The organism is Chryseobacterium sp. 22458 (assembly GCF_052044975.1).
Lineage (GTDB): Bacteria > Bacteroidota > Bacteroidia > Flavobacteriales > Weeksellaceae > Chryseobacterium.
In genome coordinates, this window is the sequence record NZ_JBQEOA010000009.1 from 99,065 (window position 1) to 125,822 (window position 26,758).

The window sequence follows — 26,758 nt, forward strand, 5'->3', positions numbered from 1 at the left end:
TTAAACGATTACAACACGAAAACATTGTCCGGCAAATGTCGGATTATTTTTTTATACTAAAACTAAATTTTGAAAATTATGGCAAGCTATGTAACAAAGGAGGGCCTTGATAAGATGAAAGCTGAGCTGGAACAGTTGGAAACTGTAGAGAGACCAAAAATTACTCAGCAGATCGCAGAAGCAAGAGACAAAGGTGATTTGTCTGAAAATGCAGAATATGATGCGGCTAAAGAGGCTCAGGGAATGCTTGAAATGCGTATTTCCAAGCTGAAAGATGTTATCTCTACTTCAAAAATTATAGATGAAAGCCAATTAGATACTTCAAAAGTTTCTATCCTGACAACGGTGAAACTTAAAAACAATGCGACAAAACAAGAGCAGGTATTTAAATTGGTGCCGGATAACGAAAGTGACCTTAAAACAGGAAAAATTTCTGTAAATACCCCGATTGCAAAAGGACTGTTAGGAAAAGCGATCGGCGAAACTGCTGAAATTACTTTACCAAACGGAAACAAACTTTCTTTTGAAGTATTAGACATCTCTCTATAGTCTGATACCCTTTCTATTTCTAAACTTCTGATACCTAATCTCTAACTTCTAAAAAAATGAGCACTATATTCACAAAAATCATCAACGGAGAAATTCCCTCATACAAAATTGCAGAAAATGAAGACTTTATAGCATTCTTAGATGCAATGCCTTTGGTGAAAGGACATACCCTGGTAGTTCCGAAAAAAGAAGTGGATTTGATTTTTGATCTTGAAAGTGAAGAATACAAAAACCTTTGGGGATTTGCCCAAGAGGTAGCCAAGAAGATCAAAACTGCAATTCCATGTGTAAGAGTAGGAGTAGCGGTAGTAGGACTGGAGGTTCCTCATGCCCATATCCATCTGATCCCTTTGAATAAGATGGAAGACATGAATTTCAGAAATGAAAGATTAAAATTAACGAACGAAGAATACACAGAGATCCAAAACTCAATTATTAATTCTTAAAAAAACAGAAAATCGTAAAAAAGAAATTTTTTACGATTTTCTTTAACATATACCTATTATATAATATGAACTCAAACCAATGTTCTTTCTGCGGCAGAAAAAGAAATGAAGTACAAATGCTGATTTCCGGGCAGAATGGTTTTATTTGCGAAAATTGTATAGAGCAGGCACATACTATCGTAAAAGACAGTGCCTCCAAAACAGGATACGCTCCGGCAGACAGTATGGAAGAACTTAAAAAGCCGAAAGAGATCAAAGTATTTCTTGACCAGTACGTGATTGGTCAGGATCAGGCAAAGAAGCAGCTGTCGATTGCCGTATACAATCATTATAAAAGATTACTTCACGCTCAGGACGAAAACAGAGAAGTGGAGCTTGAAAAATCAAACATCATCATGATAGGGGAGACGGGAACCGGTAAGACACTCCTGGCCAAAACAATCGCCAGAGAACTTAATGTTCCTTTCTGTATTGTGGATGCTACTATTCTTACAGAAGCAGGATATGTAGGGGAAGATGTTGAAAGTATTCTTTCCAGACTTCTGATGGTGGCAGATTATGATGTGGAAAAAGCTGAAAAAGGAATCGTATTCATTGACGAGATTGATAAGATCGCAAGAAAGTCTGATAACCCAAGTATTACGAGAGATGTTTCAGGAGAAGGAGTACAGCAGGGACTGCTGAAGCTATTGGAAGGAAGTATTGTGAATGTACCGCCTCAGGGAGGAAGAAAGCACCCTGATCAGAAATACATCCAGGTGAATACTCAGAATATCCTGTTTATTGCCGGAGGAGCTTTTGACGGGATCAAGGAAATCATTGAAAGAAGAATGAATAAGCAGGCAATTGGTTTCAGCTCTGAAAAACTCAATAAAACAGATGAAGATGAATATGTATTAACAAATATTAATGCGATTGACCTTCGTTCTTTCGGATTAATTCCAGAACTTTTAGGAAGATTTCCAATCATCACTTACCTTGATAAACTCACGAAAGAAACGTTGGTCAGAATTATGAAAGAGCCTAAAAATTCAATTGTGAACCAATTTGTGGAGCTTTTCAAGATGGATGGCACAGATTTGGTAATTACAGACGGTGCAATTGAAAAAATAGTTGAGGAAACAATTGAAAAAGGATTGGGAGCCAGAGGTCTTAGAGGAACTACAGAAAAAGTTTTGGAAGACTATATGTTTTCAATCGGAGAAGAGAAAGAAATTATCTTAACTGAAGATAATATTTTGATTAATAGATAAAAAGTTTTTTTTTTAAAGAAAAAAATAATACCTTTGCGGGTGAAGATTGTATTAACACACAAATAATTTATACAATGAGAAAAAGTTTATTTGCTATAGGTCTTTTAGCCGTTAGCTATTCTGTTCAGGCGCAGAATGTTTTATGTCACGTAGATGCTAACGCTACTATGTATGTGAGCGACGGCACCCTAGTTTATAGTGGTGGCGGTGTACAAACAAGAGACAATGGTCTAATGGAAGTACACGGGAACGTAATGGTTGTAGGAACAGGTACGGATGTTCTTAAAACAATTGATGCCGGCGGTGCGGATAAAACTACCGGAGGTAATATTGTTTTAAAAATGAATAATCCGTCAGGGTATGCTACTTCTACTTACGGGCAACTGTACGTCGATGGATTATCCCAATCCAACGTTACAGGTATTGTAACTAAAGAATACCGAAATGCCAAGCATGGTAACGGTGATTTCTACCAGCAGATGGCTTTACCTTTCAATGAAAAAGTAATATCATCTCTTTCTACAGAGCTTAACAAAACCTTTACTGATTCAAGATATTCCGGTAATGCTATTTTTATGTGGAATAACGCTACTGTTGTATCAGATACCAAACCTGTTGCATCAAGTACTGGTATACCTACTGCCTATGGATACTATATGCTGGGATCTAAAGCGAATAACCTGGATCTAAGTAATCCTCCATCTGCCAGTGGTGTTTACTCTATTAACGGGAAACCTTTTTCTACTTTAGCAACTGCTAATCTTGTAGATGCAGGTGCCAACATTAATTTTGGAGCGAACGGTACTAATAAGAACTCGTACAATGAGAGATACAACTCTTATCTTTGGGATCAGTTTGAAGAAACGAACAGTTTGTGGATAGGAACCTTTGGTAAAAATATCTACGAATTCGGAAATCCGTTCCTGACGAATTTAGATCTGTCAAGAATCGGATATAATGAAGGTGGGGTAAGTGATGGCAACGCAATTTCTAATATCTGGGGAGTTCAGTATTCACCGGGAGAAGTTCAATATGTGAATGGAGTAGGTTCTACATTTACGAATCCACTTACAATGACATTTGATGTCAATACACATATTCCTGTGGGGGATGTTAATAATTTGATTATCAAACCGATGGGGACTTTCATTATGAAATTAAGAGATAACACTCCTCAAACATTAAATTTTAACACTCTCAGAAGATTTAGCGGTACGGCTAGAGCGGCTGGTACAGATTATAGTGTAACTGCCAACAAGTCTGCATACAAAACGTACAGCGGAAGTGTGAAACAATTAGGAGTGATTGGTTTAGATGCCAATGGTAATGAAGTAGCAAGAGCATACTATGTAGTTACTCCAAACGCTACAACAGGTCATCAGATTTCTAATGCAACCACATTACAGGTAGCTACAGATAACAGTAATAGTATTGTTACCTATGAAGAAGCCTTAACCGGAGGTCAGGATCCTAATTATTCAGGACAATATAAGTTATACATTAACGAAGCTAATGAAAATAACTTCTTAGGAAAAAATATTGTAATGGATAACTTTGATTTCGGTACTGCAAGTCAGAGAATTACATCTTATAAATTTGAGATCAGAGAAAATGCTGAATTGATTCCTGCGGGAGTTCATCAGTTATCCTCAGGAACCGGGTTTTACTATAAATCTGCTAACGGAACTGCGGAAGAAGCTAAACAAGGAGCTGTAATTCCTGTCAATTCCAAGACTTATAATTTGTATTACGGTGCGCCTGATAAAGGTACACTGATCGCTAAAGAAACTAGTAAAGTGTCTAAAACAGTGGTTGTATATAACCCAGCTGTTAGCAACTATGTAGTTAGATTTGATCCAAGTTGGAAAAAAGCTGATATTGAAGTTTATGATATGAGTGGTAAGCTTATTATCTCCAAGAAATCGGTAGAAACATCTAGAGATTTCCTAATTGAACTTGACGGTTCAGTGAAGAGTTCTTACGTTGTAAAAGCGGTTTCTGATAAAGGAGTAATTGTTAACACTAAAATCTTAAAATAATAATATGAAAACTATAAATAAACTAGTATCGGCTCTTTTGCTTTTTGTGATATCATTTGCATATGCAGAAGAAATACCACCAGCACCTGCTTCTGCTGCTAGAGGAACAGGAGGTGGAGGACCTGGAGCGCCCGCTTCACCGATCGATATGTATGTATATCTATTAGGTATTGTAGCAATTGCATTCATTATCTACTATACTAAAAAATACAAAAGCGTAAAAGCATAAAATTTTATTAAAATAATATTAAACTCTCTGATTAGTCAGAGAGTTTTTTTATTTTTACTCTATGAAAAAGATTTATACGCTATCTGCGATTTTAGCAGCATTTGCTTTGCAGGCTCAATTTACGGTCACAGTTCAGACTCCTGCAGACTTTAAAGATCAAGATGCAATTTTATATACATTGAATGGTTCAAAAGATATTATTGTTACAAAAGAAAAGATTAAGAATAATACTTTGACATTTAAATATCCCGGTCACTATATGGGAATGATGAAAATCTATTTCCCGGATTCCAATAATACAGTAAGCTTTATTTCTGAAAATAAAAACGTAAACTTTAAACTGAATACCCAGAATAATAAAGTTAAAGACGTTATTTATCTGGATGAAGCTAATGATTTGATGAGCAAACAACAGGAAGGCTCCCAAAAGAAAGAGCTTATCCTGCCTGCACTCACTCAGATCAAAGAATATTATAAGGATAATACGGACTTCGGGAAAGCATTGAAAACAGAGATTGACAGACTTTCCGGTACCTCTGGCTCTATTGATGCTGCACAACATCCGTTTATAGCGTATTACAACACCAATTACAGCAAGTTTTTAGGAAATCAGTCTGATCCATCCAAAAAAGTAAATCAGGATGAAATCATCAACTTTCTGGACAAATCCGGTGATATGCTGGAAAGCTCCTCTTTATTGAGACCTGTATTGGTTGCTTATCTGAACTCCGGAGGAAATACTAATGTTGCAGGTTCTGTAGACAAACTTTTAGACCGTCTTAAAGTAGAAACTCCAAGAGGGCAAACTGTTTTATCAGAATTGATCGATATTTTTGATGTATATCAGATGGATGAATTTAAGAATAAATACCTGACCCAGGCGAAGAATCTTAAATGTACCATTAATGACAGACTTGCTTCTACATTAAAATCTAATGCTAATGTTGAAATGGGCGCTGTTTTTCCTAATATTAAGTTCCAATCAGCCACAAATACCACTGCAAAGTCATTACACGATATTAAAGCAGATAAGAAGGTGATTGTTTTCTGGTCATCTACCTGCTCACACTGCGAAAGTGAGCTTCCAAAGCTTTTAGAGAAATATAATGAACTGAAAGCAAAAAATATTCAGGTTGTTGGTCTGTCTTTAGATGTAGACAAAAATTCTTATACCCAAAAAATTGCTGCATTTCCTTGGGTGAATGATTCTGAACTGAGAGGATGGAACAGTTCTTATGTAGATATGTACAATGTTCATGCAACTCCGACGTATTTTATTTTGGATGCTAACAATAAGATAATCAACAAACCAGATCATGTTGGAGATGTTTTGGAATATTTTAAGGTAAAATAATTTTGGAGGTAAAGAATATTTTTCTATATTTGCACCACCAAAACGGCGAGGTAGCTCAGTTGGTTAGAGCGCAGGATTCATAACCCTGAGGTCACGGGTTCAATTCCCGTCTTCGCTACAATAAAAGGAAAAGCAATGTCGGCTTTTCCTTTTTTCTTTTATATACTTTTTTGAAAACACATTCTTCAAATTTATTTAGCTTGCTTTCATTTTATGGAGTTTCTAGGATCAACCGCAAAAGTTGGGGCGGCTTACAATATTTGGCTCTATTTAATTTTAAAATTGAACACAAAGGATTTTTATGATCCGGTGTTTATCTTAGGAAGCAAAGACTGAATCAATTGTATTGATTCTTTCTAAGCGTACGTATTTTACATAGCTTCATCAGCGACCTTTGTCGATTTCTTAGCTCCCTTATCAATAATGAATTGCATTTTGTCTTTGCGTTAAATAAAATTCAGTATAAAGCTTGAGGAGCAAAAAGATAATTCATTTTTTCTTCAGATTAACTAATTTTTTCTCTAGTCCCTAAATTTTGCACCTGATCCGTTTTCTAAACTGAATACTTTAACTTTTTGTAATTTTTCACATTAAAGGGAAAAATACGTATTTATACGTAACAGATTCCGGCAGATAATTTCTAGTTTTGAAGTAGTAATCATCACTTATATGATTATGTTGAAAATTACCCGAAAATTTTCAGCAGATAAGTGATCCATTCAGATTTCTGAATTTTGAGTTAATCATAATATTCTTTCTACGGGACCAGTATTGATTAAAATATTAATTTCAACTATAACTCCAAAACTAAAAATTGAAACCATGAAAAAATTTAACACACCCGCCTATCAGGCCGAAAAGGATTTTAAACAACATCCGCATTTAGAGGAACAGCTTGAAAATGCCTGGAGCAATTATGTAAAATACTGCACTATCAATTCAATCATGGGAAATCCCTGGTCAAGTACGTATGATCATCCCAGAAGCTGGTATTATGATCCTTTAGTGGATAATGTTATCCCTACAGAGCAGAATACGGTTCCGATTCAATGGAATGCCTTTCCCAACAGGATCAATCATTACTTTACTGAGCTTTTTACAAAAGAATTTGGAGGCACGGATTATGAAGATAAATTGCATGAACTGGCAGATATAGGGCCTGCAGCTTTTGGGAAGAAATATAATATGGATCTTACAGTTCCTAAAAACCCATGTGATTCTTCTGATACCGGTACAAAACCATTTGGCCCATCAGGACCTCGCGGATGGCAGGATGAATACTGTGAGTGGGCCGTTACAAGGGATGAAAACGGAGATATCATAGCAGTTGATTTTACCCATGAGAATCCGGAGTATTGGTTTCATATGTGGAAAGTTTCTCCGGATATCGTTGTATCACTCTATCAGGAAATCCTCAATAATAAAAACGTTAAAAAAGAAGACCTGTATCTGTTGGATAGTAATGGAAACCCAGTTATCGTAAGGGAAACAGGAGAACCTGCTTATAATCCGATTAATAAATGGAATAATGGTCCGCATGCAACTCCGGAAGGTGGAGGAGCCGTACATCTTACAAGTCCTCCAAACTCATTAGGAGCTGAGATATACCTTGGAGCGGCCGCCACCATCTTAAGGGTAAAAAACAATCAGGTGATCACAGATGCCAATACTTTGATCTGCGCTGCCCAGTATGGGCAGATTTATAGAAATAGTGATCCCCGCATAGGACAAAATGTTAATTCATTGGTGTATAACCATCAGCAACAAATAACTTTAACCAATCCTATTGCACTCTATGGGCAGGTTCCGGATTTCGATCAATTTGAAATGCCTGCTACAGCCGGGAGTTACAAAATTGAAGACTGCTATACTGTTGTAAGAGGAGAAGAACGGAATAAAGGAATTACTTTTTATCCTTTTAATATGCTGCTGCATACAAGATTTTCTGTTCCTAAAGGGGCCAGCTTTAAGCTGAGTGAAATAAAAGTAAAAGGAAAGCTCTTAAAATGGGGTTCACAGATTGCTGATACCTTTTTTGTACAGCTCGCAGGTACCGGAAAAAAACCTGCACAAGGAGAACAGCCTGAAAAATTTCCTCCGGTAGGAGATCCCACAACAATTCTTCCTAATGTACAATATCTTTTGGATAACAATTTGTTGCAGGCAAGTCTTTACAATAAACTGAATACATTTTCGAATCTGACATCCTGTATTACACAGATTGAAGCAGGAACGAGTACTGAAGGTATTGCTGTTCTGACGAATGCAGCCACGAAGGAAACACAGTTTGATTTCGGTCCCGGAATCAGTGTTGCGGTAACCGATTTCCAGAATATAGATGAGGATACACAACTTTTTCTGATTACAATTACAACGGCCACTGATACAAGCTTGGGAGAAAAGCCGTTAAGCCTGTACAATAATGCTTCAGATCCTAAGTATACATTATCCGGAGTATTGGAGGTAGTACCCCATGGTTCTTTACCTAAAATAAATACGACTCCTAATCTTGCATTGCTTTCGGGGCAGCAAGTTGAACAAGTTAAAAAAATATTGAAATGAAAACTTTAATATTTTCGATTTTCATATTGAGCTTCATCTCATGTGAATCCGGCAAAAAGGATAAACAAGCGAACTCAGCAATCGGTTTTTCAAAAGAAGCAGCCAATGAATCGATCTATTGCGGTGCATTTTGCGATCCTCCTTCTATTACTTATAAACTTGCCGGAGATTCCACCTGTGCCCACAGTTCCCAGGATGTACTGAATTGTTTTGCATGGAAGAATTTTATTGCATTAAACTGGGCTGCCTCCGCTCAGAGAGGTGTTCCGGATACAACAGCAACAGCTGCCAATTATGGTATGCCCGGGGATTACAGCCCTACAGTCTGGGAGAGCTTTGCAAGCAATGACGAAGTTTTTGCCCCTAAAAATCCTTTAACATGGAATCTGAAGAGTAAGAATGGTTACGTAAAACAAATTAATGAGATTAATAAGTTTACAGATATTAATATCGGTATTTCCAAAGCTACTCTCAGAGCCGCAGTAGGAAATAGTAATGTGGATGAAATATTACAGGCTGAAGGTTCCTGGCTTACTGATCAGAGCGGAAATATTGTTTGGTATGAAATTAAAATCAACAATATTGAAAGTGATTTTATCCGCCGGAATAAACTGTATGACTATAATAGTCTGAAGGAATACGGTACAGCCAATAACGGAGTGTGGCTTCCCATGGAGTCTATAGAACTTAAAGCAGCATGGCGCATCATTCCTGAAGATAAGCTTGACTCCTTGAAAAATTATTATAAAATTTCAAAAGCCATGGTTCCGGAAATTAAAGGTTTTAAAGATAAAAAGCCTGTTTTTGGAAAATCTACACAGAAATATTTGGGACTGGTAGGCCTCCATATCATCCGTAAAACGCCACAGTCACCTCAGTTTAACTGGATGACATTTGAGCATATTCATAATGCACCTAATGAAGGACAGGCTGATCCTTCTGTAAGGTATTGTTTCTACAATCCTAAAAGTACTCAAACTCCCAATATAGCTCCTGTAATAGGACAGGACAGCCTGAATACCCCTGTTCAGGTAGTACGGGTGAATAAAATCAAAACAAAGCTTCAAAAGCTGAACACGGAGATGCAGCAGCTGATCAGAGCGAGTAACCCTAAATCAGTGTGGCAATATTATCAGCTTGTGAATATCCAATGGCCGGAAAATCCGATTCAGGATAATGGAAATAATAAGTCAGCTCCACTTATGGAAGGAGGGATTACCCCTTCGGATATCTCGAATACAACTATGGAGACCTATGCTCAGCAAAAACAGTGTATGGACTGCCATAAGTATGCTTCTGTAGTGGGAAGCGGTATGCCGCCTACCGATTATAGTTTTATATTTTTAAAAGTAAAACCGGAAAAGCAGATTCCCAAAAGAAAAGCTTCAGTAAAATGAAAAAAATAAACCCGCAAGATTGTGGGTTTATTTTTATGATATTGTGATTTTAGCTTTGGTAGCCGAGTAATTTTCTGATCTGATAGAAAAATCTTTCAATAAGTCTCAGGTCTTCGGTTACAATTTCTGCACTTCCTCTAAGTTCCTTATCAAAGGTAAGTGTTTTGTTGTAGCTTGTTTTTAATCCTTTTGGCAATACAACGTCTACATAGTAATTTCCTTTTTCGTCAGGGATCAGGGATATATTCTGAACTTTTCCTTCTATGATACCATATTCCTGGAAACGATAATTGTCAAGTTTGATGAGTACCTTTTCTCCCGGAATAATCTTTCCGGAGTTGGTGGTAGGTACAGACATTCTGCCGACCAATTTCTCTTTATTTTCAGGAAGGATAGATAAGATAGGTTCGCCGCTTTTTACAAACTGGTTTTCTCCAAAAAACTGCTGGAAGCTGGCAACACCATCTGTAGAAGATATGACAAGATAATTCTGTTCCCATTGCTTTAGAGATTTTCGCAGCTGTTCAAACAGTTGTAAAGTCTGTGATGAGTAAGTGATTTTGTCTTTTTCCGTATTAATGGCAGTTCCGCTTCTGGTTTTATTCAGGTTTGAAATTCCTTCTTCAGCCTGGGAAATGGAGATATTGATATTTTCAAGGTTTTGCTGAGCCTGAAGATATTTGATCTTTTCATTTTCAAGTTCCATGGCAGAGATAACTCCCTGGTTGAAAAGTTCCTGGGATCTGTTGAAATTTTTCTTTGTCAGATCGTATTTTAAAGATTCAAGATTTTTTTGCTGCTTTAAAGTAGTCATTCTGACTTTATATTCCGAAAGGCTCTGGTTGGTTGCAAGGTTTTCCGGAGCATAAGGCTGTAGTCTGGTAAATAGTTCTTCATCCTGAAATGCCTTTGCAAAGTTGTTATATTCACCCTGAAGTTCACCAAGTTTAAATCCTGCGGTTCTGTAAATAGGGAAGGAGTACAACTGATTGGGAGCTGTAGAGTCTACTATTTTCTTCAGCTCTAAAATATCTTTGTAATTGGCTGCAGACTGCATCACCATCAATACTTCATTTTTCTTAACAGGCTGATGGTCTTTGATGAATATTTTCTCGATTTTGGAACTGATCCTGGCTTCTATTTTCTCCGGTGGATTCTGAGAGGTTACAATAATAGGAGCAGGTACAAATTCCGGGTATTTTATAATGTAGCTCATCACAAGGATAAGCAGCAGGATAATAAATATAACGGTATTTCCCCAGCGGATCATCCAATGTGGTGGCTGGGTAAGAATATCCTGTACGCTTTCTGAGCGGAGTTCAATATTGTCTAAAACGTCTTCTTTCATTTTTCTGAGGTAAAATTTCCCCCGATATTTCAGGGGAATATAATTTAAATACTTGGGCAGGTCCCGTCATACCATGATGGCGGTGAAGTGTCTGCATCCGGCGGGCATGCAATATGCTCCATATGGCAAGACATCCAGCTGCCAAGGCACCATGATCCACAGCATCCCTGATCCGGATATATTACGCCTCCGCTGACGATTGCTAAATCTTTTCGGGTAAGTTTTTTCAGATTTTTCATAATTAACAGATGTTTTTTATTTCCTACTCTATAAGCTTTTCGGAATCCGCTATCTGGTGATTTTGGTTTTGATTAGCTTCCTAATTCAAGCTGGTTTCTTACCAGTCTGTAATATTCTCCCCGTAGATCTACCAGCTCTGCATGGCTGCCTTCTTCCACTACCTTTCCTTTATCCAGCACAATGATTTTATCAGCATGTCTTACCGTTGAAAGCCTGTGGGCAATAACTACTGCTGTTTTGCCTTTAAAGAACTGCTCAAGGTTTTCCATAATAACTTTTTCATTATTGGCGTCCAATGCTGATGTTGCTTCATCGAACAGGATATATTCCGGTGATTTGTATACGGCTCTTGCAATGAAGAGTCTCTGTTTCTGCCCGCCGCTTACGCCTACACCTTCATTTCCGATCTTTGTATTATAGCTTAACGGAAGACTCTCGATAAATTCTTTGATATTGGCAATTTCTACCGCCCGTCTTAATTTCTGCTTGTCAATATGATCTTCACCCACAGCAATATTATTGGCAATTGTATCATTAAATACATAGCCTTCCTGCATTACCACTCCGCAATGATCTCTCCAGAATCTGGGGGAAACATTTTTAAGGTTGGTATTTCCGATTTTGATCTCTCCCTGATCAGGGTCATAAAATTTCATCAGAAGTTTCAGCAGGGTTGTTTTTCCACTTCCACTGGCTCCTACAATAGCTGTAGTCTGGCGGTAAGGGATGGTAAGGTTCAGATTTTCAAAAACAGGAACATCAGAACCGATGTACCTGAATGACATATCAGTGATCTCAATGTCTTTTTGCGGAACATCCATTGCATAATGTTCGTTTTTATCTTCTTCATCTTCTTTATCATGAATCTCACCTAATCTTTCAAGGGAAATTTTGGCATCCTGAGTTTGTTTGATAAAGTCGATAAGCTGTAGAAGTGGGCTGTTCAGCTGTCCGATAATATATTGTACGGAAAGCATCATCCCCAGGGTAAGGTTACCGCTTAACACAAGCTTGGCAGAAAGGAAGCTTACAATGATATCCTTCATCTGGTTGATGAAGTTTCCTCCTACAGACTGCCATTGCTCTAATGAAAGCGATTTTATTCTGATTTTAAATAATTTTACCTGTAAAAATTCCCAGTCCCAACGTTTCTGTTTTTCGGCATTATGCATTTTGATTTCCTGCATTCCGTTGATCAGCTCTATCACTTTACTTTGTTCCTGAGAAACCTGGGAGAATCTTTTGTAGTCGAGTTCTTTTCTTTTTTTCAGGAAGAATGTGATCCAGCCGATGTAAGATATAGCACCTACGAGATATACAATGAAAAGTCTGTAATCATAAAATAACAGGACAATACTGAAAATAATAAGATTGACAAGCGAGAATAAAGTATTCAGTGAAGAACTTGTTAAAAGCTGTTCGATTCTGTGGTGGTCATTGATCCTCTGCATGATATCACCGGTCATCCTTGTATCAAAGAAGCTTATAGGAAGCTTCATCAGCTTGATAAAGAAATCGGAGATAATCGAAATATTGATTCTTGCGGAAAGGTGAAGGAGGATCCAGCTTCTAATGGTTTCTATCCCCATTCTTCCAAGGAACAGCATGACCTGGGCAAGCAATACCAGATAGATAAAATTAATATCCTGATTCTGTATCCCGACGTCTACAATACTTTGGGTAAGAAACGGAAAGATCAGGGAAAGTAAACTCCCTGCCAGTAATCCTACGGCAAGCTGTATGACAAGGGTCTTGTATTTGAAGAGATATTTGGAAAGAAAAGTAAAGCTGGCTTTGCTTTCTTCGCTGTCAAACTCTGTCTGGAAGAATGAAGGGGTTGTTTCAAGAATCAAAACAATACCTTCTTCCGTATTTTCATTGGCATTTTCGCCAATCCAGAATTTGATGAACTCGTCACGGGTATAGGTGATCAGCCCATAGCTGGGATCTGATATATAGACTTTATTATTTTTATCAATTTTATAAACGACAACGAAATGATTTTTGTTCCAATGTGCAATACAAGGGAAAGGAACCTCTTCTGCGAGGGTATTGAAATCTATCTGGACTCCCATTGAACGGAATCCCAGGTTTTCTGCAGCATCACTCAAACCAAGGAGACTGCTGCCCTCACGTGTCGTTTCAGAGAGGTTACGGATCTGCTGCAGCGATATGCTTTTGCCATAATGCTTGCTTACGATTCTCAGGCAGGTAGGCCCGCAGTCTTTAGTGTCCGGTTGCTTATAAAAAGGAAATTTTTTCAAAACTAATGTTCATTATAAAATGCCGTCAATAGGTGACGACATTTTTAATTGTATTCAATATTCTAACTCAGTGAAATGGCTGTCTAGTAATAGCACCATTTGTTGCAGGCATTTATTGCCCCTTCTTTAGGCGGATTGATTTTAGATTCGCAATAGCTTGCTTCACTCTGGATTCTTGCACATTCCTCAGTAATTCCTCCTTTTAACATGCTTAAATTAGCTCTTGTAAGTTTTTTTAGATTTTTCATAATAATAGTTTTTGTTTGTTGAATTTCAGTTCTTTTCGTATATCGATTTGTTTTTCCTAAGATAGTGAAATTTTTAAACGGACGGATTTATTTGTTATATCTCCTCATCATCAATTAATTCATCAATGAAAAACAGAAGATCTTCACGATCATATTTATCCGGAAACTGGTATCCGTTGATGATAAAAATCGGTGTAAAGCTTAACCCGGCGTTACTGTTTTCTACAGACATTTCTACCAGTGGGTTCAGGTTTTCTGTAGTAGGTACTCCTCCGGACAGGGCATTGATCTTACTTTCATCTTTGGTCTCAAACCATGTTTCTACAGCATGAAGGAAGTCTTTTTCAGGCTTATTATGGTAAATATGGGTAAGATCGGAAATAAGCTGAGTGTATTTGTCATGGGTCCTGTCTGAGAAATAATTGAATCGCATTTGTAGAGAGATCTCGTTAGGATATTTTTCCAACAGACCTTCCGCAAGTTTGTGTGCATCTTTACAGAAGCCACAGTATGGGTTTGAAACAATAGAAATACGAAGTTTCGAATCCTTCTGACCTACTGAAAATGTCTCGGTATCCTGGAATTCTATTTTGTCATTCTGCTGAAGCTGACTTTTGAAAAGCTCGTAATTTCTTTTAAATCTAAGGTTCTTTGCATTGGCTTTCTGCAGAGTTTCCTTCTCTTCAAGTAGCGTGTTGAAATATTTTACGGCAGAGAAAATAAGTCCCCATAGAATAACTGTAAGTAGAAGTGCCCCGATTCCGAATGTCAGATTCTGGAAAAATAATAAGCTGATGATCAGCTGAGCAGCAAGGATTGAGATGATCAAAAGACATACCCTGCAAAATGTTTTTTCTACAAAAGCCTGAACATAAACTGAATATCCTATTGCAATCACGGAAACCAATGTAAAGCCTTTAACGATATATGCTGTTGCCGGTAAAAATAACCCCAGTACGGCAAGTCCCACAAAGTAAATCAGCGAGAAATCTGAAAACTTTAAACCCAAAATACTGGTTTTATCCTGTTTGATAATCTTATCGCATGAATTGACCGTCTGGGCAGCTGTAGCTCCGCCGCCACATATACTTCCGATTACTGTAGAGGTATTTCCGAACTTCTGATTGAAAATTTCAAGAGAAATATACACTCCTGCCAGCGAAAGGATATTAAAAATAGCTTCAAATATGGTTTGGCTTATGAAAGAATAGGCAATGATAACTGCGAAAATGCCATAAAGTACCGGTTTGAAATTGAAGACTGATTTATTCTCTGCCTTCTCTGTCTTTTCAAATAAGAGAACAAAGTCTGTAGACTTTTTATAAAGTTCATCTTTTTCAAATGTCTTTGCCTTTTCTGAGTAAACGGCATAACTGCTTCCCGATTTTTTTACCAGAGAGAAAGAGTTTTCAACAATCGCTATAAATTCTTCCGGAAGTTCGTCCCAATATTCTTTGTCAAGTTCATAAGCATCATTTTTTACCCCCATGAAATTTAATGTATCACTAAATGCTAATGCAGAGGGATAATTAGGGTGGGAGTTAAACTGGAAAATAAACTCCTGTTTATCTAGTTTGAGGTAGTTAATTAGTTTGTCAAAAATCATATTAATATTTTTATCTAAAATACACAGATGTTTTAAATATACAAAAATATTTTTCTTTTATTAGTGAGATATAGGCGGTAGTTGGTAGATTTGTTTTGAGTTTCAATATTTTATTTTTCAGAATTTGGCTTGGAAATATTGTATAAAGCCACCGTATCAATGTTGATAAAGGTAGGAAATCAACGATTTTTTGCAGGCCGTTTCAATTCAATTTTCTACTGATGGCTATTTTTAAAGTTTTCTGGCATCAAAGGACAGTTTTTATACTACCGTTGATATCAATTCCTATTTTTTATGTAGACAGGAATTATGGTTGAGTACTTCCAGTGCTCCTTTATCAAAATTCTTCCAAAGTATATTTCATATGCATATCAACCGGATGTTTATTTCTGATCAACGGCTTTTCGAAATGGTCATTTATGATTATCTGTTCCGGTATTATAAAACACAGGCTTTTAAAAATAATATACCTGTACAATAGTACCATATCTCAGATTATTATTTCTGTTGGTACATTCCGGTTATCAGTCTGAAGACAAAACCAAATATGAATTTCTTATATGAAATTTTTTAGAATCATATTCTTTAAATAACACAATATTTTTTAATCATAAAATGACTTCATTTGGGGATAATTTATGGAATCCAAATTTTAGAAATTTATCATAATAAAAATACAAATAACTCCAATTTTTATCCATTGAAAATTCAGGAAAATAACGATATTTTATTTTTAAATAAATAATTAAATTTGTAGGATATTTTTATGTTATATCCCGTTTGATTGAATTTATTAGACAATATAGTGAGATTAATTATGGTTTATATGGTTGATGGTTGAACTCAAAAAAACTTAAAAAATCATAAAGTTTTCATAAAGTTTTAAAAAAGGAGATAAATGTTTTTGTATTTATAAAATATGTCGTACTTTTACATCGCCTTGAATGAGGGAACAAGTCAAGGTAATAAATTTTTTTTCATCATTTGTGTTTTTAGAATCGTATCGCCTGATACGATTCTTTTTTTATTCTATTTTTCGTAGTTGAGAAGAAGGTCTATAAAGTAAGAATAGGTAACCGAACCTTCCTGCTGATTTGTCTTCAGAAACAAATTATTCGTAAATCCGAAGAATTCATCCAGCCATCCCTGGTGACGGAAGATGAAATTTCTTTCATAAGTACGGTCTCTTTTCATAGCAGGTGAATAATTATTCAGGGCAGATTTTACAAACTCAGGATCTTCTTCTACAATAAACCTTAAAAGACTTTTTAACGTAAAATATTCAGTGCTGTACCTGAGGTCTGTATTGCTGGAGTGGATACCTATTAAATAGCCCACAAAATTGGCTTCCTGCTCCCTGGCGAACCCAAGCTGATGAGAACTTTCATGAGCGGTCGTAAAAGGAATAAAAGTGGATGGAAGCTCAGAATTGTATTGCGCTTCGGCAGTGAAAGGGTTATAATAGCCCAGAATACCCGTAAAACTCATTACGTTTTTGAATAAGCTTGGTTTAATGGCTAAAATCTGCGGTGCTTTTTTATCTGAAATATATTGAGGCAGTCTTGTCTGCTGGTAAAGAATTTCCTGTTGTACGGATTTTAGATCAGTAATCATAAAAATTCCATGATGATCTTCACGTACGGCAGCCCGGGATACTTTGCATTTTTCAAGATACCGGAGAGCCAGTTCTTTGGCTCTTGCTATTTCAGGTTTCTTTTGACTTTCAAGTTTCCTGATGATAGGGGTCTGAAAATAAAGCATTCCCCAGAATATCTGATAGCTGAAATAGAAGATATTCACAACGATCAGGATCTTCATCAGGGCTATATTTCTTTTTTTCTTACTGAATAAACAGATCAGGCAATACAGAAAAAAAACTTCCAGTATGACATATATAAGATCTCCCATAGAAAACGGTACCCGGCTGAAAAGCAGCTGGTGGATCTTCTTTTGAAGCTCGAAGAATGTTTCAAAAAAGGAAACCATCCATGATGACTTCGAGAAACTGTAAAACAAAAGAAATTGGGCAAGTAATAAACCTGCCCAAAACCTTTTCTTCTTATATATTGTTTTTGTTATTTTAATGACCATTTCCTTTGGTTACCTTATCCAGATCGATGCCCTGAGCTTTCAGAATTCCTGTTACACGGATCGCATAGAATGCAAGATAAGCAAAACAGGCAACCCCTACAATATAACTGAAATGAATATTCGTCAAGTCAGCAATGTAACCCTGGATAAAACTTACAATACCTCCTCCCATGATCATCATGATCAGATATCCGGAACCCTGGTTGGTATGCTTTCCAAGTCCGTTGATTGCCAATGCAAAAATACACGGCCATAGCGTAGAACAGAAAAGACCTACACTGGTAAATGCATATACAGATACCATTCCTGAAGTAAACATTCCTGTCAGTAAAGCGGTAATTCCTGCTAAAGAGAAGATCAGAAGCATTCTTGCAGGGTTCCCTTTACTCAGGATGTCGCAGATGATCATTGCGATGATAACGAATCCGTATACATAAAACGGAGAAAGATCATGCTTGGCAATAGCATTCACCAATAAAAATACACCGAATGCAAGATAAGGCGCTAAGAACCTTAAGATCTTTTTGAAGCCGCCACTGAAATCAAATGCTTCTACCGCACCTGTCCATCGGCCGATCATTAACGATGCCCAGTATAAAGAGATATAAGGAGCCACTTCTTTGGTTTCAAAACCTAAGCCTTTTTCCATATAAGCAGGAAGGTTGCTGGCGGTAGAAACTTCCACCCCTACATAAACGAAGATCGCAATCATTCCCATGACCAGCTGAGGGTACTGGAAAGCAGAAGTTCTGTGCTCTCCCGGAGTTGTATTGTCCGTATCTTCAGTGTTGGTAGGTGTCACAGCAGGAAGTGAAGAGAATTTAAGCATTAATGCAACCAATGCAAAAGCAGCTCCCAGGATCAGATAAGGTATCTTTACACTTTCTATACTTGCTTCCGTATTGGCACCACTTGCAGAACCGAAAATGGCAAATGCAACGATAAGCGGTCCGATGGTTGTTCCCAGATTATTGATTCCTCCTGCCATTGTAAGTCTTTGAGATCCCGTTTCCGTAGGACCTACTTCAATCGCCAGAGGGTTGGCTACAATCTGTTGAAGAGAGAATCCTAAACCTACAATAAATAATCCTGAGATCATTAACGGGAAAGAGTGCATATTGGCCGCAGGGTAGAACAGCAGGGTTCCCAATGCGGAAATCAAAAGCCCCACAATAAGTCCGTTTTTATACCCTATTTTATTGATCAGATCCTGTCTCAGGCTTTTCGAGACAATCATATAAATTAAAGAACCTACAGTATACGCAACATAAAAGCAGATCTGAACCAGCATACTTTCAGTTTGAGAGAGATTGAAGGCTTTTTGAAAAACTGGGATAAGAATATCATTACTGGCTGCTACGAATCCCCAAAAGAAGAATACAGTAACCAATGGAATGAATTGAGCCCAATTGGTTTGTTTAGAATAATTTGACATATTTATTATAGATTTCACAAACAAATATAGCTATTTCCGTTAAATGGAATGCTTTATTAAAGTTTTTTTTATTTCCTGATAAGCCTCTTCTTTAAGGTCTCTGGGAGAGTCGGTAGGCTCCATAATTCCGTTGAAATACACTTTGACCCTTCCAGGGTACCCTTTGCTGTTTTCAAAAGGGAACATTTCCTTAAGCCCGATAAAAGTATACATAGCAATAGGAGAGTGGTGTTTGGAAGACAGTATAAATGCTCCGTCTTTAAAATCATCCAGAATAACAGACGTATCATCAGGTACACCTCCTTCAGGGAAAATGGCGATGCTGTTGCCTTCTTCCATCTTCTCAGCACATCTGCGGTATACATCAGCACGGCTTCTGGCACTCGTCCTGTCTACCATTACACATATCCTTTTATAGATCGTTCCGAAAATAGGAATCTTTACAAGCTCCTTCTTTCCCACAAAACAGATCGGGTGATCGGGAAACAGAATGCAGGTAAGCATAATATCCATAATTGAAGTATGGTTCGAGATGAAAACATATTCCTTATTCTTATCTTTTTCCTGATCAGAAAGCTTAATGAGATCATACCGGAAACCCATTCCGTAAAACATACCATAGCACCAGATACGGACAAATTTATAAGCATACCGGTAATGCTTTTTATTAAAAGATAAAATATAGACGGGGATTCCGATAATTACCGTTAAAACAAATGCCAATAGCAGAAGCCAGAATCTCCAGAGATAATTTAAAATTTTTGTCACAGCTTAACCGTTAAAAATTACTTTCTTTTTTACCGAATAATTGAGAATGGATACCAGTAAGATTGCCGCAATTTTACTGATCATTTCCGGACTCAAGGTATAAAAAATTAAATTGATATTATCTTTAAATATAAAACTGTAAAATATCTGGAAGAAACCTAAACTCAGCAGAGTGGAAAAAAAAGAGACCACCATAAAATAAACAAACTCCTTTTTCTTGGAGTGCTTTCCTCTTTCAAAAACAAACCAGATGCTCAGAAAGTAATTGGTAATAATCCCGAAGCTTGTAGAAAAAATGTTGCTTAACGGGTAGTGTACACCGTAAAAATTGGTCTCTCTTGCAAAAAGCTGAGGGAGATAGGTACTGAATACCTTAAAGCTGCCGATTTCCACAACGGCACTCAGTCCCCCTGCAATGATGAAGAACAGAACCTGTTTCTGGCGTATGAGTATTTCTTTCATTCAATTAATATAAAAACCTGAAAATGTATTTATAGGGTACCAAAATCAGTCATTTTTATAGCTGAAAAAATGGCTGAATGATAATGTTATGGCTATTGATCATGGTTAACGATTACCGATAATTGCCGTACATCTCCATATGAATATGCAAATTTATAACTATATGTTAAACACTGAAAAAAGTTGTTAAAATATTTTTTTAAATAAAAATTATTTCTAATTTTAATATTCAGAATGATGTAATAATAACCTGATAATAAATTCATTTTCAACTCCTTGTGTTGATGGTCTTTTCTATCTTGTAATGCGTGCTAGAGAGCATACTACTCCAAAATTTTATGACCCAATTGATAATAATATTTGTATGAAACGTCAAAACAAATACAGAAAATTCCAGCTTCAACAGAAAAATATTGAGGCTCTTGAGAAAGAAAGTTCCCGCTTCAAAAGAGTGTATTCCGAATATGAAAATATGTCTAATGAACTTTGGAATCTTGAGAATTCAAGCGGTGAACCCGTTCCAGATGATTTCATTAATGCAATGGTTTTACAGGCTTCCTATCTGGAAGATGAAATTGAAGACTGGCTTCTTCAGTTCAATGAAAAGAAAACTCAGATTAAACATTAATGATTTTAGACAGCTTCCAGGTTGTTTTTAAACGCTAATTGAAGATAAATTCATAATTTAGCACCCTTAAATTAAAATCTAAAATATGGTTGCTATTGTAGATAGTGGTTCTACTAAATCGGATTGGGTGATCCTTGATGACTTTAAAAAAGTTTTTCTGAAAACGGAAACCATCGGCTTCAATCCGAATTTTATCAACAGAGAGCTTATTGCTCCGGAGATACAGAAAAATAGCAATCTGATATCGGTAAAAAATTCAATTACCAAAGTGTTTTTCTATGGTTCAGGATGTGGTGTGAAAAAAAACTGCGAAACCATAGAAGAAGAACTGCAAAAGGTATTTGGAAAAGCTGAGATCATCGTAAAAGAAGATCTGATGGCTGCTGCATATGCTGCATATAACGGTAAACCTGCCATTGTATGCATTCTGGGCACCGGATCAAACTCATGTTTTTTTGATGGCGAAACCCTGAAGATCGAACTGCCTTCACTTGGTTTCCTGATCGGAGATGAAGGAAGCGGCAGCGCTATCGGAAAGCAGCTGGTACGCAGATATTTTATGAAAAAACTGCCTGCTGATCTTCACCATGATTTTGAAGCAGATTACCAGCTTACCGTAGAAGATGCATTGAAAAATATGTACCATACGCCAAGGCCCAATGCTTATTTGGCCAACTTTACCAAATTTGTGATCGAAAGAAAAGAGCACCCTTATTTCAAAGACATGGTTTTTGAAGAAATGAAAAGTTTCTTTGAATACCAGGTTCTCCCTTATGAGGAATCGAAAGATGCTGAAATCAATTTCATCGGCTCCATCGCTTATTATTATGAAAATATACTACGTTCTGTAGCTACAGAACTGAATTTAAATGTGGGACATGTTGTGCAGAAACCAATTGAAAGCTTAGTAGATTACCACATTAAATATATCCTTTAACAAAAAACGAAATTTATGTCAAGTAACAACAATCGCGACGAAAAGAACTTTAGCCAGGCCGCGCTAGATTATCATAAAGCAGAACCTAAAGGAAAAATTGAAGTTATTCCATCGAAACCACACTCTTCCCAAAGAGACCTGTCACTGGCATATTCTCCGGGTGTAGCTGTTCCTTGTATGGAAATTCATGACAAGCCTGAAACCGTTTATGATTATACAGGAAAAGGAAACCTGGTAGCAGTAATATCTAACGGTACTGCCGTACTTGGATTGGGAGATATCGGAGCTGAAGCTTCAAAACCCGTAATGGAAGGAAAAGGTCTTCTTTTCAAAATCTTTGCAGATATCAACGTTTTTGATATTGAGATTGATGAAAAGGATCCCGATAAATTTATTGAAATTGTAAAAGGTATTGCTCCTACTTTCGGAGGAATCAACCTTGAAGATATCAAAGCTCCTGAAGCATTTTATATAGAACAAAGACTGAAAGAGGAATTGAATATTCCTTTAATGCATGATGACCAGCATGGTACAGCCATTATTTCTGCGGCAGCATTGATCAACTCACTGCAAATTGCCAATAAGAATATTGAGGACGTGAAAATGGTGGTGAACGGAGCAGGTGCTGCTGCTATCGCATGTACCAAACTTTATATTTCATTAGGATTGAAAAAAGAAAACGTCCTGATGTGTGACAGTAAAGGCGTAATCAATCATAAAAGAGAAAATCTTACCCCTGAAAAATTAGACTTCATTGCACAGACCGATATTGAAACATTGGAAGATGCCGTAAAAGGATCTGATGTTTTCGTTGGATTGTCTAAAGGAAATGTGATGACTCCGGAAATGCTGTTGGGTATGAACGAAAATCCAATTGTATTCGCTTTGGCTAACCCGGATCCGGAAATTGCTTATGACCTTGCCCTTGAAACCCGTAAAGACGTAATCATGGCAACAGGAAGAAGTGATTATCCTAATCAGGTAAACAACGTGCTTGGATTCCCGTATATCTTCCGTGGTGCTTTGGATGTGCAGGCTACAGGAATCAATGAAGCGATGAAGCTGGCTGCTGTGCATGCTATTGCCGACTTAGCAAAAGAACCGGTGCCGGAAGCTGTAATTTTAGCGTATAACGTTCAGAACTTACAGTTCGGAAGAGAATATTTCATTCCAAAACCATTTGACAACAGACTGATCACAAAAGTATCGAGCGCTGTAGCTAAAGCTGCTATGGAAAGTGGTGTTGCCAGAAAAGAAATCACTGATTTCGAAGAATATGAGCACCAGCTTCTAGACAGAATGGGAAGAGATGAAAGATTGGTAAGAATGATGCAGAGCCGTGCCAAATCCAATCCGAAGAGAATCACTCTTGGAAATGCTGAAGAATATAATGTATTGAAGGCTGCTCAGATCCTTTATGAAGAAGGAATCGCTTATCCAAGTCTTTTAGGAGATAAAAAATACATCAAGGAACAAATGGAGCGTTACGGAATCAGTCTGGATGTTCCGATCATTGATCCAAGTGATGACGATCAGAAAGAAAACAGAAAGAAATACAGAGAAACCCTTTGGAAACTTCGTCAGAGAAAAGGAATGAATGAGTATAAGGCGAAGAGATACGTTCGCCAGAGAGATTATTTCGGACCTTTGATGCTGAAGCATGGCGATACAGACGGACTTATCGTAGGATTCTCTAAAAACTATACTTCAGTATTACGTCCTGTTCTGGAAGTTATTGAAAAAGATAAAGGAGTAGACAAAGTAGCAGCGATGATGATGATCCTGTCTGAAAAGAAACCTATTTTCTTCGCAGATACTTCCATCAATCAGAACCCTACGGCGGAAGACCTTGTGAATATTGCTAAGATGGCAGAATTTACCGTTAAATCTTTTGCTATTGAGCCGAGAATTGCAATGCTTGGATTTGAAAACTTTGCTGCCATCTCTGAAACTTCCAAGAAAGTAGCTAAGGCAGTAAGCATCCTTCATGAGAAATATCCTAAAATGGTGGTAGATGGTGAAATTCAGCCGGATTTTGCAATGAATGCAGATCATCTGAGCGATTATCCATTCTCAAAATTAGGAACCACTCCGGCAAACACCTTCATCTTCCCGAATCTGGAAAGTGCGAACCTTTCTTACAAAATTCTAAGAGGAATGAAAGTAGCACAGGTTATCGGACCTATCCTAATGGGATTAAAGCAGCCGGTACACGTTCTTCAGATGCGTTCAAGCGTAGATGAGATTGTAAACCTTGCTACAATTGCCGTTCTTGATGCTCAAAGAAGAGAAAAGAAATCATAAATTATAACAGTCTAAGGACTGGATCACAGCCAGATGAATATTTTCATCTGGCTTTTTTATTGGTTGACGGTAAAAAAAAGGCATTTTTGATTGTTTTTGTACGATCTTCTAAAGAAATAGTGCTTTATCTTTTTATTTTTTATGCACTGTTTTTTTTAGTTGTTATTCAAGATTTCTGAATAAAGGTGTAAAATTTACAATGGTGTTGTCTTTTTAATGTAATAGTGTTGTTTTTTTCAATGTCAATAGGATTATTTGATATCTTAGAAACTATAAAAACACAAGATCTACTAGAACACAGAAATACAAATGCATGAAAAAATATTCAAATATATAGACTTTAACTCCATAAGCTTATTGTTTGCCTCCTTATGATAAAATGAAGGACAGAACAAAGGAAAAGTCTTTAAATAAAAAACTGCAGTAATATTTTATTCTTTCATCAATAACAGGTAAATATCTGTTAAGGGTTTGTATTGTTTTTTAGTTGACTCTTTTTAGAAATAAAACTATTGAAAAGCAATATATTTACAAAGGTAGGATTCTCTCTGTTTGCAATAACAGGAGTAATGTTTAAGTCACAAAAAATCAACCTGCATTCTCATGAGCTTTCAGTGAATGGTTATCTGAGAACGGGCATTGGATGGTCCGATGGAGGACAGATGGTAAATTTTAATGCCCCGGAGAGTGTACATAAGTTCAGATTGGGCAATGAGGCGAATCACTATGGTGAACTTCAGTTTAATTACAGGTATAAAAATAAAGACTCCGTTAATCTCTATGAAGTCTCTTACATGATGTCAAAATTTATTCCCTACGGGAGCGATGACTATAAGCAATTTCCGGAAACGGCACAGCTATATGGAAAAATAAATAAAGTCATTAAAAATGCTAACCTATGGATAGGGAAAAGATATTATGATCGCAGAAACGTAGAAATGCTGGACTATTTTTGGCTTAACTCCGGACAAAACTCCCAGTTGGGAATGGGAATAGAGAATTATCAGGTTAAAAATTCCGGTAATCTGAATCTTGCTTTGATGAGATTTAAATATGGGAGTAATGATGCTCATTCATATGTAACCGATTTCAGGTATCTTGACCTACCGCTTTCAGAATATTCTAAACTCAGTTTTCTGGGTCAGTTTAGTCTTAAAAGTCAGAATAACATAAAAGGAACACCCAAATCTTCAGGGTATTCACTTGGCGGCTGGTGGACGTATTCCAAGAAGAACATTACTCATACTTCAACTGTAATATTTAGGAAGGGAAGTTCAATTACAGAAAGTGCATATACCGGAAAAACAATGCCTGAAAACATAGATGATACATCTATCTATCACCTTGATAATTCCAGTTCGTTTGATGTTATCAATAACTTTGTTTATGATGATAAAAGGAAACATGCCATACAGGTCGCTCTCACTTATCAATACAGAAATTTAGGGGTAAAAAATACAGATGGAAGCAACATCATGTTGAATAATATTTCAAGAAATTGGTTTAGTGTAGGCTTTCGATACCTGTACTACCTTGATAAACATTTTAATCTGGTTCTGGAAGCAGGAAATGATTATATGAAAAATAACAGATCAGGAATAGAAGGCAGTCTCCGGAAAATTACATTTTCACCTCAGATTTCCTGGGATTATGGCTATTACTCAAGACCGGTCTTAAGACCTTTTATAACCTATGCACATTGGTCTGAAAATTTCACCGGGTTGGTGGGAGGTTCAGATTTTAATACCAGACTTCTGAATAAAAATAATGGGTTGTCATTTGGTCTTCAGCTTGAAATATGGTGGTAAAAATAGAACAAATCATCGAAATTGAAATTAATTTCTAAATTATGGAATGCGAAATTTCCGATTTTTAAAATCTTTTACCTTTATAATTAAAAGATTGAATATTGAGTCAAAATTTAAGTTAAAAATCATTCGTACGTTAAATGAAAATATTAATTAGTTTAAATTGCTATATTTGGGAGTTTTAAAAATTAATAATGATATTTTCTTTACAAGGCACAGTTCAGGAACTTACGCCTACCTACGCCGTTATCAATGTACAAGGAGTTGGTTACTACGTGGGAATCAGTTTAATGACCTCACAGACGCTGGTTTTGAATCAGCAGACCTTTCTATTTATACAGCAGATCATCCGTGAAGATGCGCATCTTCTCTTTGGTTTTAACACTCGTTCAGAAAAAGAAATGTTTAACCTGTTAATAAGCGTTAATGGAGTAGGAGCTGTTTCTGCTCTCATTCTGCTGTCTACATTAAGCCTGGACGAGATCGCATCAGCAATACTTTCAGGCAACAGTGCATTGATTCAGAAAGCCAAAGGAATTGGCGCCAAAACAGCCGAAAGAATTATTGTTGATCTTAAAGATAAAGTGCAGAAATTCAGCGATCCTGCTCTGAATATTTCTGCTCCGGCAGATAATAAAATCAAGGATGAAGCGTTATCTGCATTAGAAGTTTTAGGAATTCCTAAACGTACCAGCGAAAAGATTGCCGACAGAATATTAAAACAGAATCCAGGCGTCTCGGTAGAAGAATTGGTTAAACAAATTTTAAAAAACATTTAACATTTGGTGGC

Annotated in this window: 23 protein-coding genes and 1 tRNA gene; 15 read left to right on the forward strand and 9 right to left on the reverse strand. The window is 36.8% G+C overall.

Going from position 1 to position 26,758, the window contains the following annotated elements; translation table 11 throughout:
- Positions 1–78 precede the first annotated feature (78 nt).
- From greA to ACTJJF_RS21690, 9 genes are all read left to right on the forward strand, one after another.
- A complete protein-coding gene (greA, locus tag ACTJJF_RS21650) occupies positions 79–549 on the forward strand; it encodes a transcription elongation factor GreA (protein ID WP_047098138.1) in 471 nt (156 codons plus the stop codon).
- A 56-nt stretch (positions 550–605) separates the two neighbouring features.
- The gene (locus tag ACTJJF_RS21655; RefSeq protein ID WP_047098137.1) at positions 606–995 is read left to right on the forward strand and encodes an HIT family protein; all 390 of its coding nucleotides are present in this window, start codon (positions 606–608) and stop codon (positions 993–995) included.
- Between the two features lie 65 nt (positions 996–1,060).
- Positions 1,061–2,248: an ATP-dependent Clp protease ATP-binding subunit ClpX gene (gene clpX, locus ACTJJF_RS21660; protein ID WP_312304605.1), complete on the forward strand. Its 1,188-nt coding sequence runs from the start codon at positions 1,061–1,063 to the stop codon at positions 2,246–2,248.
- A 74-nt stretch (positions 2,249–2,322) separates the two neighbouring features.
- A complete protein-coding gene (locus ACTJJF_RS21665) occupies positions 2,323–4,287 on the forward strand; it encodes a T9SS type A sorting domain-containing protein (RefSeq protein WP_312304602.1) in 1,965 nt (654 codons plus the stop codon).
- A 4-nt stretch (positions 4,288–4,291) separates the two neighbouring features.
- Entirely contained in the window at positions 4,292–4,516 is a 225-nt protein-coding gene (locus tag ACTJJF_RS21670; protein WP_312304599.1) for a signal peptidase, read from the forward strand.
- A 61-nt stretch (positions 4,517–4,577) separates the two neighbouring features.
- Positions 4,578–5,870 (forward strand): TlpA family protein disulfide reductase, encoded by a 1,293-nt coding sequence (locus ACTJJF_RS21675; RefSeq protein ID WP_312304597.1) that lies wholly within the window; start codon positions 4,578–4,580, stop codon positions 5,868–5,870.
- 44 nt (positions 5,871–5,914) lie between these two features.
- A tRNA-Met gene (locus ACTJJF_RS21680) sits at positions 5,915–5,988 on the forward strand.
- Positions 5,989–6,692: 704 nt separating this feature from the next.
- A complete protein-coding gene (locus ACTJJF_RS21685; protein ID WP_312304595.1) occupies positions 6,693–8,432 on the forward strand; it encodes a hypothetical protein in 1,740 nt (579 codons plus the stop codon).
- Entirely contained in the window at positions 8,429–9,829 is a 1,401-nt protein-coding gene (locus ACTJJF_RS21690) for a hypothetical protein (RefSeq protein ID WP_312304592.1), read from the forward strand. The genes ACTJJF_RS21685 and ACTJJF_RS21690 overlap by 4 nt, the downstream gene beginning before the upstream one ends.
- Positions 9,830–9,878: 49 nt before the next feature.
- Here ACTJJF_RS21690 and ACTJJF_RS21695 read toward each other — a convergent pair whose 3' ends face one another.
- The 5 genes from ACTJJF_RS21695 to ACTJJF_RS21715 all read right to left on the reverse strand — a co-directional run bounded on the left by ACTJJF_RS21695 (position 9,879) and on the right by ACTJJF_RS21715 (position 15,535).
- Positions 9,879–11,177 (reverse strand): HlyD family secretion protein, encoded by a 1,299-nt coding sequence (locus tag ACTJJF_RS21695; RefSeq protein ID WP_065401051.1) that lies wholly within the window; start codon positions 11,175–11,177, stop codon positions 9,879–9,881.
- A 44-nt stretch (positions 11,178–11,221) separates the two neighbouring features.
- Positions 11,222–11,416, reverse strand: coding sequence for a bacteriocin-like protein (locus ACTJJF_RS21700; RefSeq protein ID WP_440700998.1), 195 nt, complete (start codon positions 11,414–11,416; stop codon positions 11,222–11,224).
- A gap of 72 nt (positions 11,417–11,488) precedes the next feature.
- Positions 11,489–13,681 (reverse strand): peptidase domain-containing ABC transporter, encoded by a 2,193-nt coding sequence (locus tag ACTJJF_RS21705; protein WP_312304588.1) that lies wholly within the window; start codon positions 13,679–13,681, stop codon positions 11,489–11,491.
- A gap of 83 nt (positions 13,682–13,764) precedes the next feature.
- Positions 13,765–13,929, reverse strand: coding sequence for a hypothetical protein (locus ACTJJF_RS21710; protein WP_312304585.1), 165 nt, complete (start codon positions 13,927–13,929; stop codon positions 13,765–13,767).
- Between the two features lie 94 nt (positions 13,930–14,023).
- Entirely contained in the window at positions 14,024–15,535 is a 1,512-nt protein-coding gene (locus ACTJJF_RS21715) for a vitamin K epoxide reductase family protein (RefSeq protein WP_312304583.1), read from the reverse strand.
- A 313-nt stretch (positions 15,536–15,848) separates the two neighbouring features.
- Between ACTJJF_RS21715 and ACTJJF_RS21720 the strand changes: the two genes are divergently transcribed.
- A complete protein-coding gene (locus ACTJJF_RS21720) occupies positions 15,849–16,016 on the forward strand; it encodes a lantibiotic dehydratase C-terminal domain-containing protein (protein ID WP_440700999.1) in 168 nt (55 codons plus the stop codon).
- A gap of 548 nt (positions 16,017–16,564) precedes the next feature.
- Here the strand turns inward: ACTJJF_RS21720 and ACTJJF_RS21725 are convergent.
- From ACTJJF_RS21725 to ACTJJF_RS21740, 4 genes are all read right to left on the reverse strand, one after another.
- Positions 16,565–17,521, reverse strand: coding sequence for a DUF3810 domain-containing protein (locus ACTJJF_RS21725; protein WP_440701000.1), 957 nt, complete (start codon positions 17,519–17,521; stop codon positions 16,565–16,567).
- A gap of 94 nt (positions 17,522–17,615) precedes the next feature.
- Complete coding sequence (locus ACTJJF_RS21730) at positions 17,616–19,061, reverse strand: MFS transporter (protein ID WP_440701001.1); 1,446 nt, start codon at positions 19,059–19,061, stop codon at positions 17,616–17,618.
- A 39-nt stretch (positions 19,062–19,100) separates the two neighbouring features.
- Complete coding sequence (locus ACTJJF_RS21735) at positions 19,101–19,829, reverse strand: lysophospholipid acyltransferase family protein (RefSeq protein WP_312304575.1); 729 nt, start codon at positions 19,827–19,829, stop codon at positions 19,101–19,103.
- Positions 19,830–19,832: 3 nt separating this feature from the next.
- The gene (locus ACTJJF_RS21740) at positions 19,833–20,291 is read right to left on the reverse strand and encodes a GtrA family protein (RefSeq protein WP_440701002.1); all 459 of its coding nucleotides are present in this window, start codon (positions 20,289–20,291) and stop codon (positions 19,833–19,835) included.
- Positions 20,292–20,655: 364 nt separating this feature from the next.
- Here ACTJJF_RS21740 and ACTJJF_RS21745 point away from each other — a divergent pair, with 364 nt between their 5' ends.
- The 5 genes from ACTJJF_RS21745 to ruvA all read left to right on the forward strand — a co-directional run bounded on the left by ACTJJF_RS21745 (position 20,656) and on the right by ruvA (position 26,747).
- Positions 20,656–20,919 carry a hypothetical protein gene (locus ACTJJF_RS21745; RefSeq protein WP_065401030.1) on the forward strand — a complete coding sequence of 88 codons (264 nt, stop codon included), beginning with the start codon at positions 20,656–20,658 and terminating at the stop codon, positions 20,917–20,919.
- Between the two features lie 85 nt (positions 20,920–21,004).
- Complete coding sequence (locus ACTJJF_RS21750) at positions 21,005–21,856, forward strand: ATPase (protein ID WP_440701003.1); 852 nt, start codon at positions 21,005–21,007, stop codon at positions 21,854–21,856.
- Positions 21,857–21,871: 15 nt separating this feature from the next.
- The gene (locus ACTJJF_RS21755) at positions 21,872–24,160 is read left to right on the forward strand and encodes an NADP-dependent malic enzyme (RefSeq protein ID WP_312304563.1); all 2,289 of its coding nucleotides are present in this window, start codon (positions 21,872–21,874) and stop codon (positions 24,158–24,160) included.
- A gap of 512 nt (positions 24,161–24,672) precedes the next feature.
- A complete protein-coding gene (locus ACTJJF_RS21760) occupies positions 24,673–25,968 on the forward strand; it encodes a carbohydrate porin (RefSeq protein ID WP_440701004.1) in 1,296 nt (431 codons plus the stop codon).
- A gap of 194 nt (positions 25,969–26,162) precedes the next feature.
- Positions 26,163–26,747, forward strand: coding sequence for a Holliday junction branch migration protein RuvA (ruvA, locus tag ACTJJF_RS21765; protein ID WP_065401027.1), 585 nt, complete (start codon positions 26,163–26,165; stop codon positions 26,745–26,747).
- Positions 26,748–26,758: the final 11 nt, after the last annotated feature.

Excerpts from the sequence above, each read along its gene's own strand:
- greA (WP_047098138.1), top strand. The coding sequence starts at position 79 with ATGGCAAGCTATGTAACAAAGGAGGGCCTTGATAAGATGAAAGCTGAG.
- ACTJJF_RS21655 (WP_047098137.1), top strand. The coding sequence starts at position 606 with ATGAGCACTATATTCACAAAAATCATCAACGGAGAAATTCCCTCATAC.
- clpX (WP_312304605.1), top strand. The coding sequence starts at position 1,061 with ATGAACTCAAACCAATGTTCTTTCTGCGGCAGAAAAAGAAATGAAGTA.
- ACTJJF_RS21665 (WP_312304602.1), top strand. The coding sequence starts at position 2,323 with ATGAGAAAAAGTTTATTTGCTATAGGTCTTTTAGCCGTTAGCTATTCT.
- ACTJJF_RS21670 (WP_312304599.1), top strand. The coding sequence starts at position 4,292 with ATGAAAACTATAAATAAACTAGTATCGGCTCTTTTGCTTTTTGTGATA.
- ACTJJF_RS21675 (WP_312304597.1), top strand. The coding sequence starts at position 4,578 with ATGAAAAAGATTTATACGCTATCTGCGATTTTAGCAGCATTTGCTTTG.
- ACTJJF_RS21685 (WP_312304595.1), top strand. The coding sequence starts at position 6,693 with ATGAAAAAATTTAACACACCCGCCTATCAGGCCGAAAAGGATTTTAAA.
- ACTJJF_RS21690 (WP_312304592.1), top strand. The coding sequence starts at position 8,429 with ATGAAAACTTTAATATTTTCGATTTTCATATTGAGCTTCATCTCATGT.
- ACTJJF_RS21695 (WP_065401051.1), bottom strand. The coding sequence starts at position 11,177 with ATGAAAGAAGACGTTTTAGACAATATTGAACTCCGCTCAGAAAGCGTA.
- ACTJJF_RS21700 (WP_440700998.1), bottom strand. The coding sequence starts at position 11,416 with ATGAAAAATCTGAAAAAACTTACCCGAAAAGATTTAGCAATCGTCAGC.
- ACTJJF_RS21710 (WP_312304585.1), bottom strand. The coding sequence starts at position 13,929 with ATGAAAAATCTAAAAAAACTTACAAGAGCTAATTTAAGCATGTTAAAA.
- ACTJJF_RS21715 (WP_312304583.1), bottom strand. The coding sequence starts at position 15,535 with ATGATTTTTGACAAACTAATTAACTACCTCAAACTAGATAAACAGGAG.
- ACTJJF_RS21725 (WP_440701000.1), bottom strand. The coding sequence starts at position 17,521 with ATGGTTTCCTTTTTTGAAACATTCTTCGAGCTTCAAAAGAAGATCCAC.
- ACTJJF_RS21730 (WP_440701001.1), bottom strand. The coding sequence starts at position 19,061 with ATGTCAAATTATTCTAAACAAACCAATTGGGCTCAATTCATTCCATTG.
- ACTJJF_RS21740 (WP_440701002.1), bottom strand. The coding sequence starts at position 20,291 with ATGAAAGAAATACTCATACGCCAGAAACAGGTTCTGTTCTTCATCATT.
- ACTJJF_RS21745 (WP_065401030.1), top strand. The coding sequence starts at position 20,656 with ATGAAACGTCAAAACAAATACAGAAAATTCCAGCTTCAACAGAAAAAT.
- ACTJJF_RS21750 (WP_440701003.1), top strand. The coding sequence starts at position 21,005 with ATGGTTGCTATTGTAGATAGTGGTTCTACTAAATCGGATTGGGTGATC.
- ACTJJF_RS21755 (WP_312304563.1), top strand. The coding sequence starts at position 21,872 with ATGTCAAGTAACAACAATCGCGACGAAAAGAACTTTAGCCAGGCCGCG.
- ruvA (WP_065401027.1), top strand. The coding sequence starts at position 26,163 with ATGATATTTTCTTTACAAGGCACAGTTCAGGAACTTACGCCTACCTAC.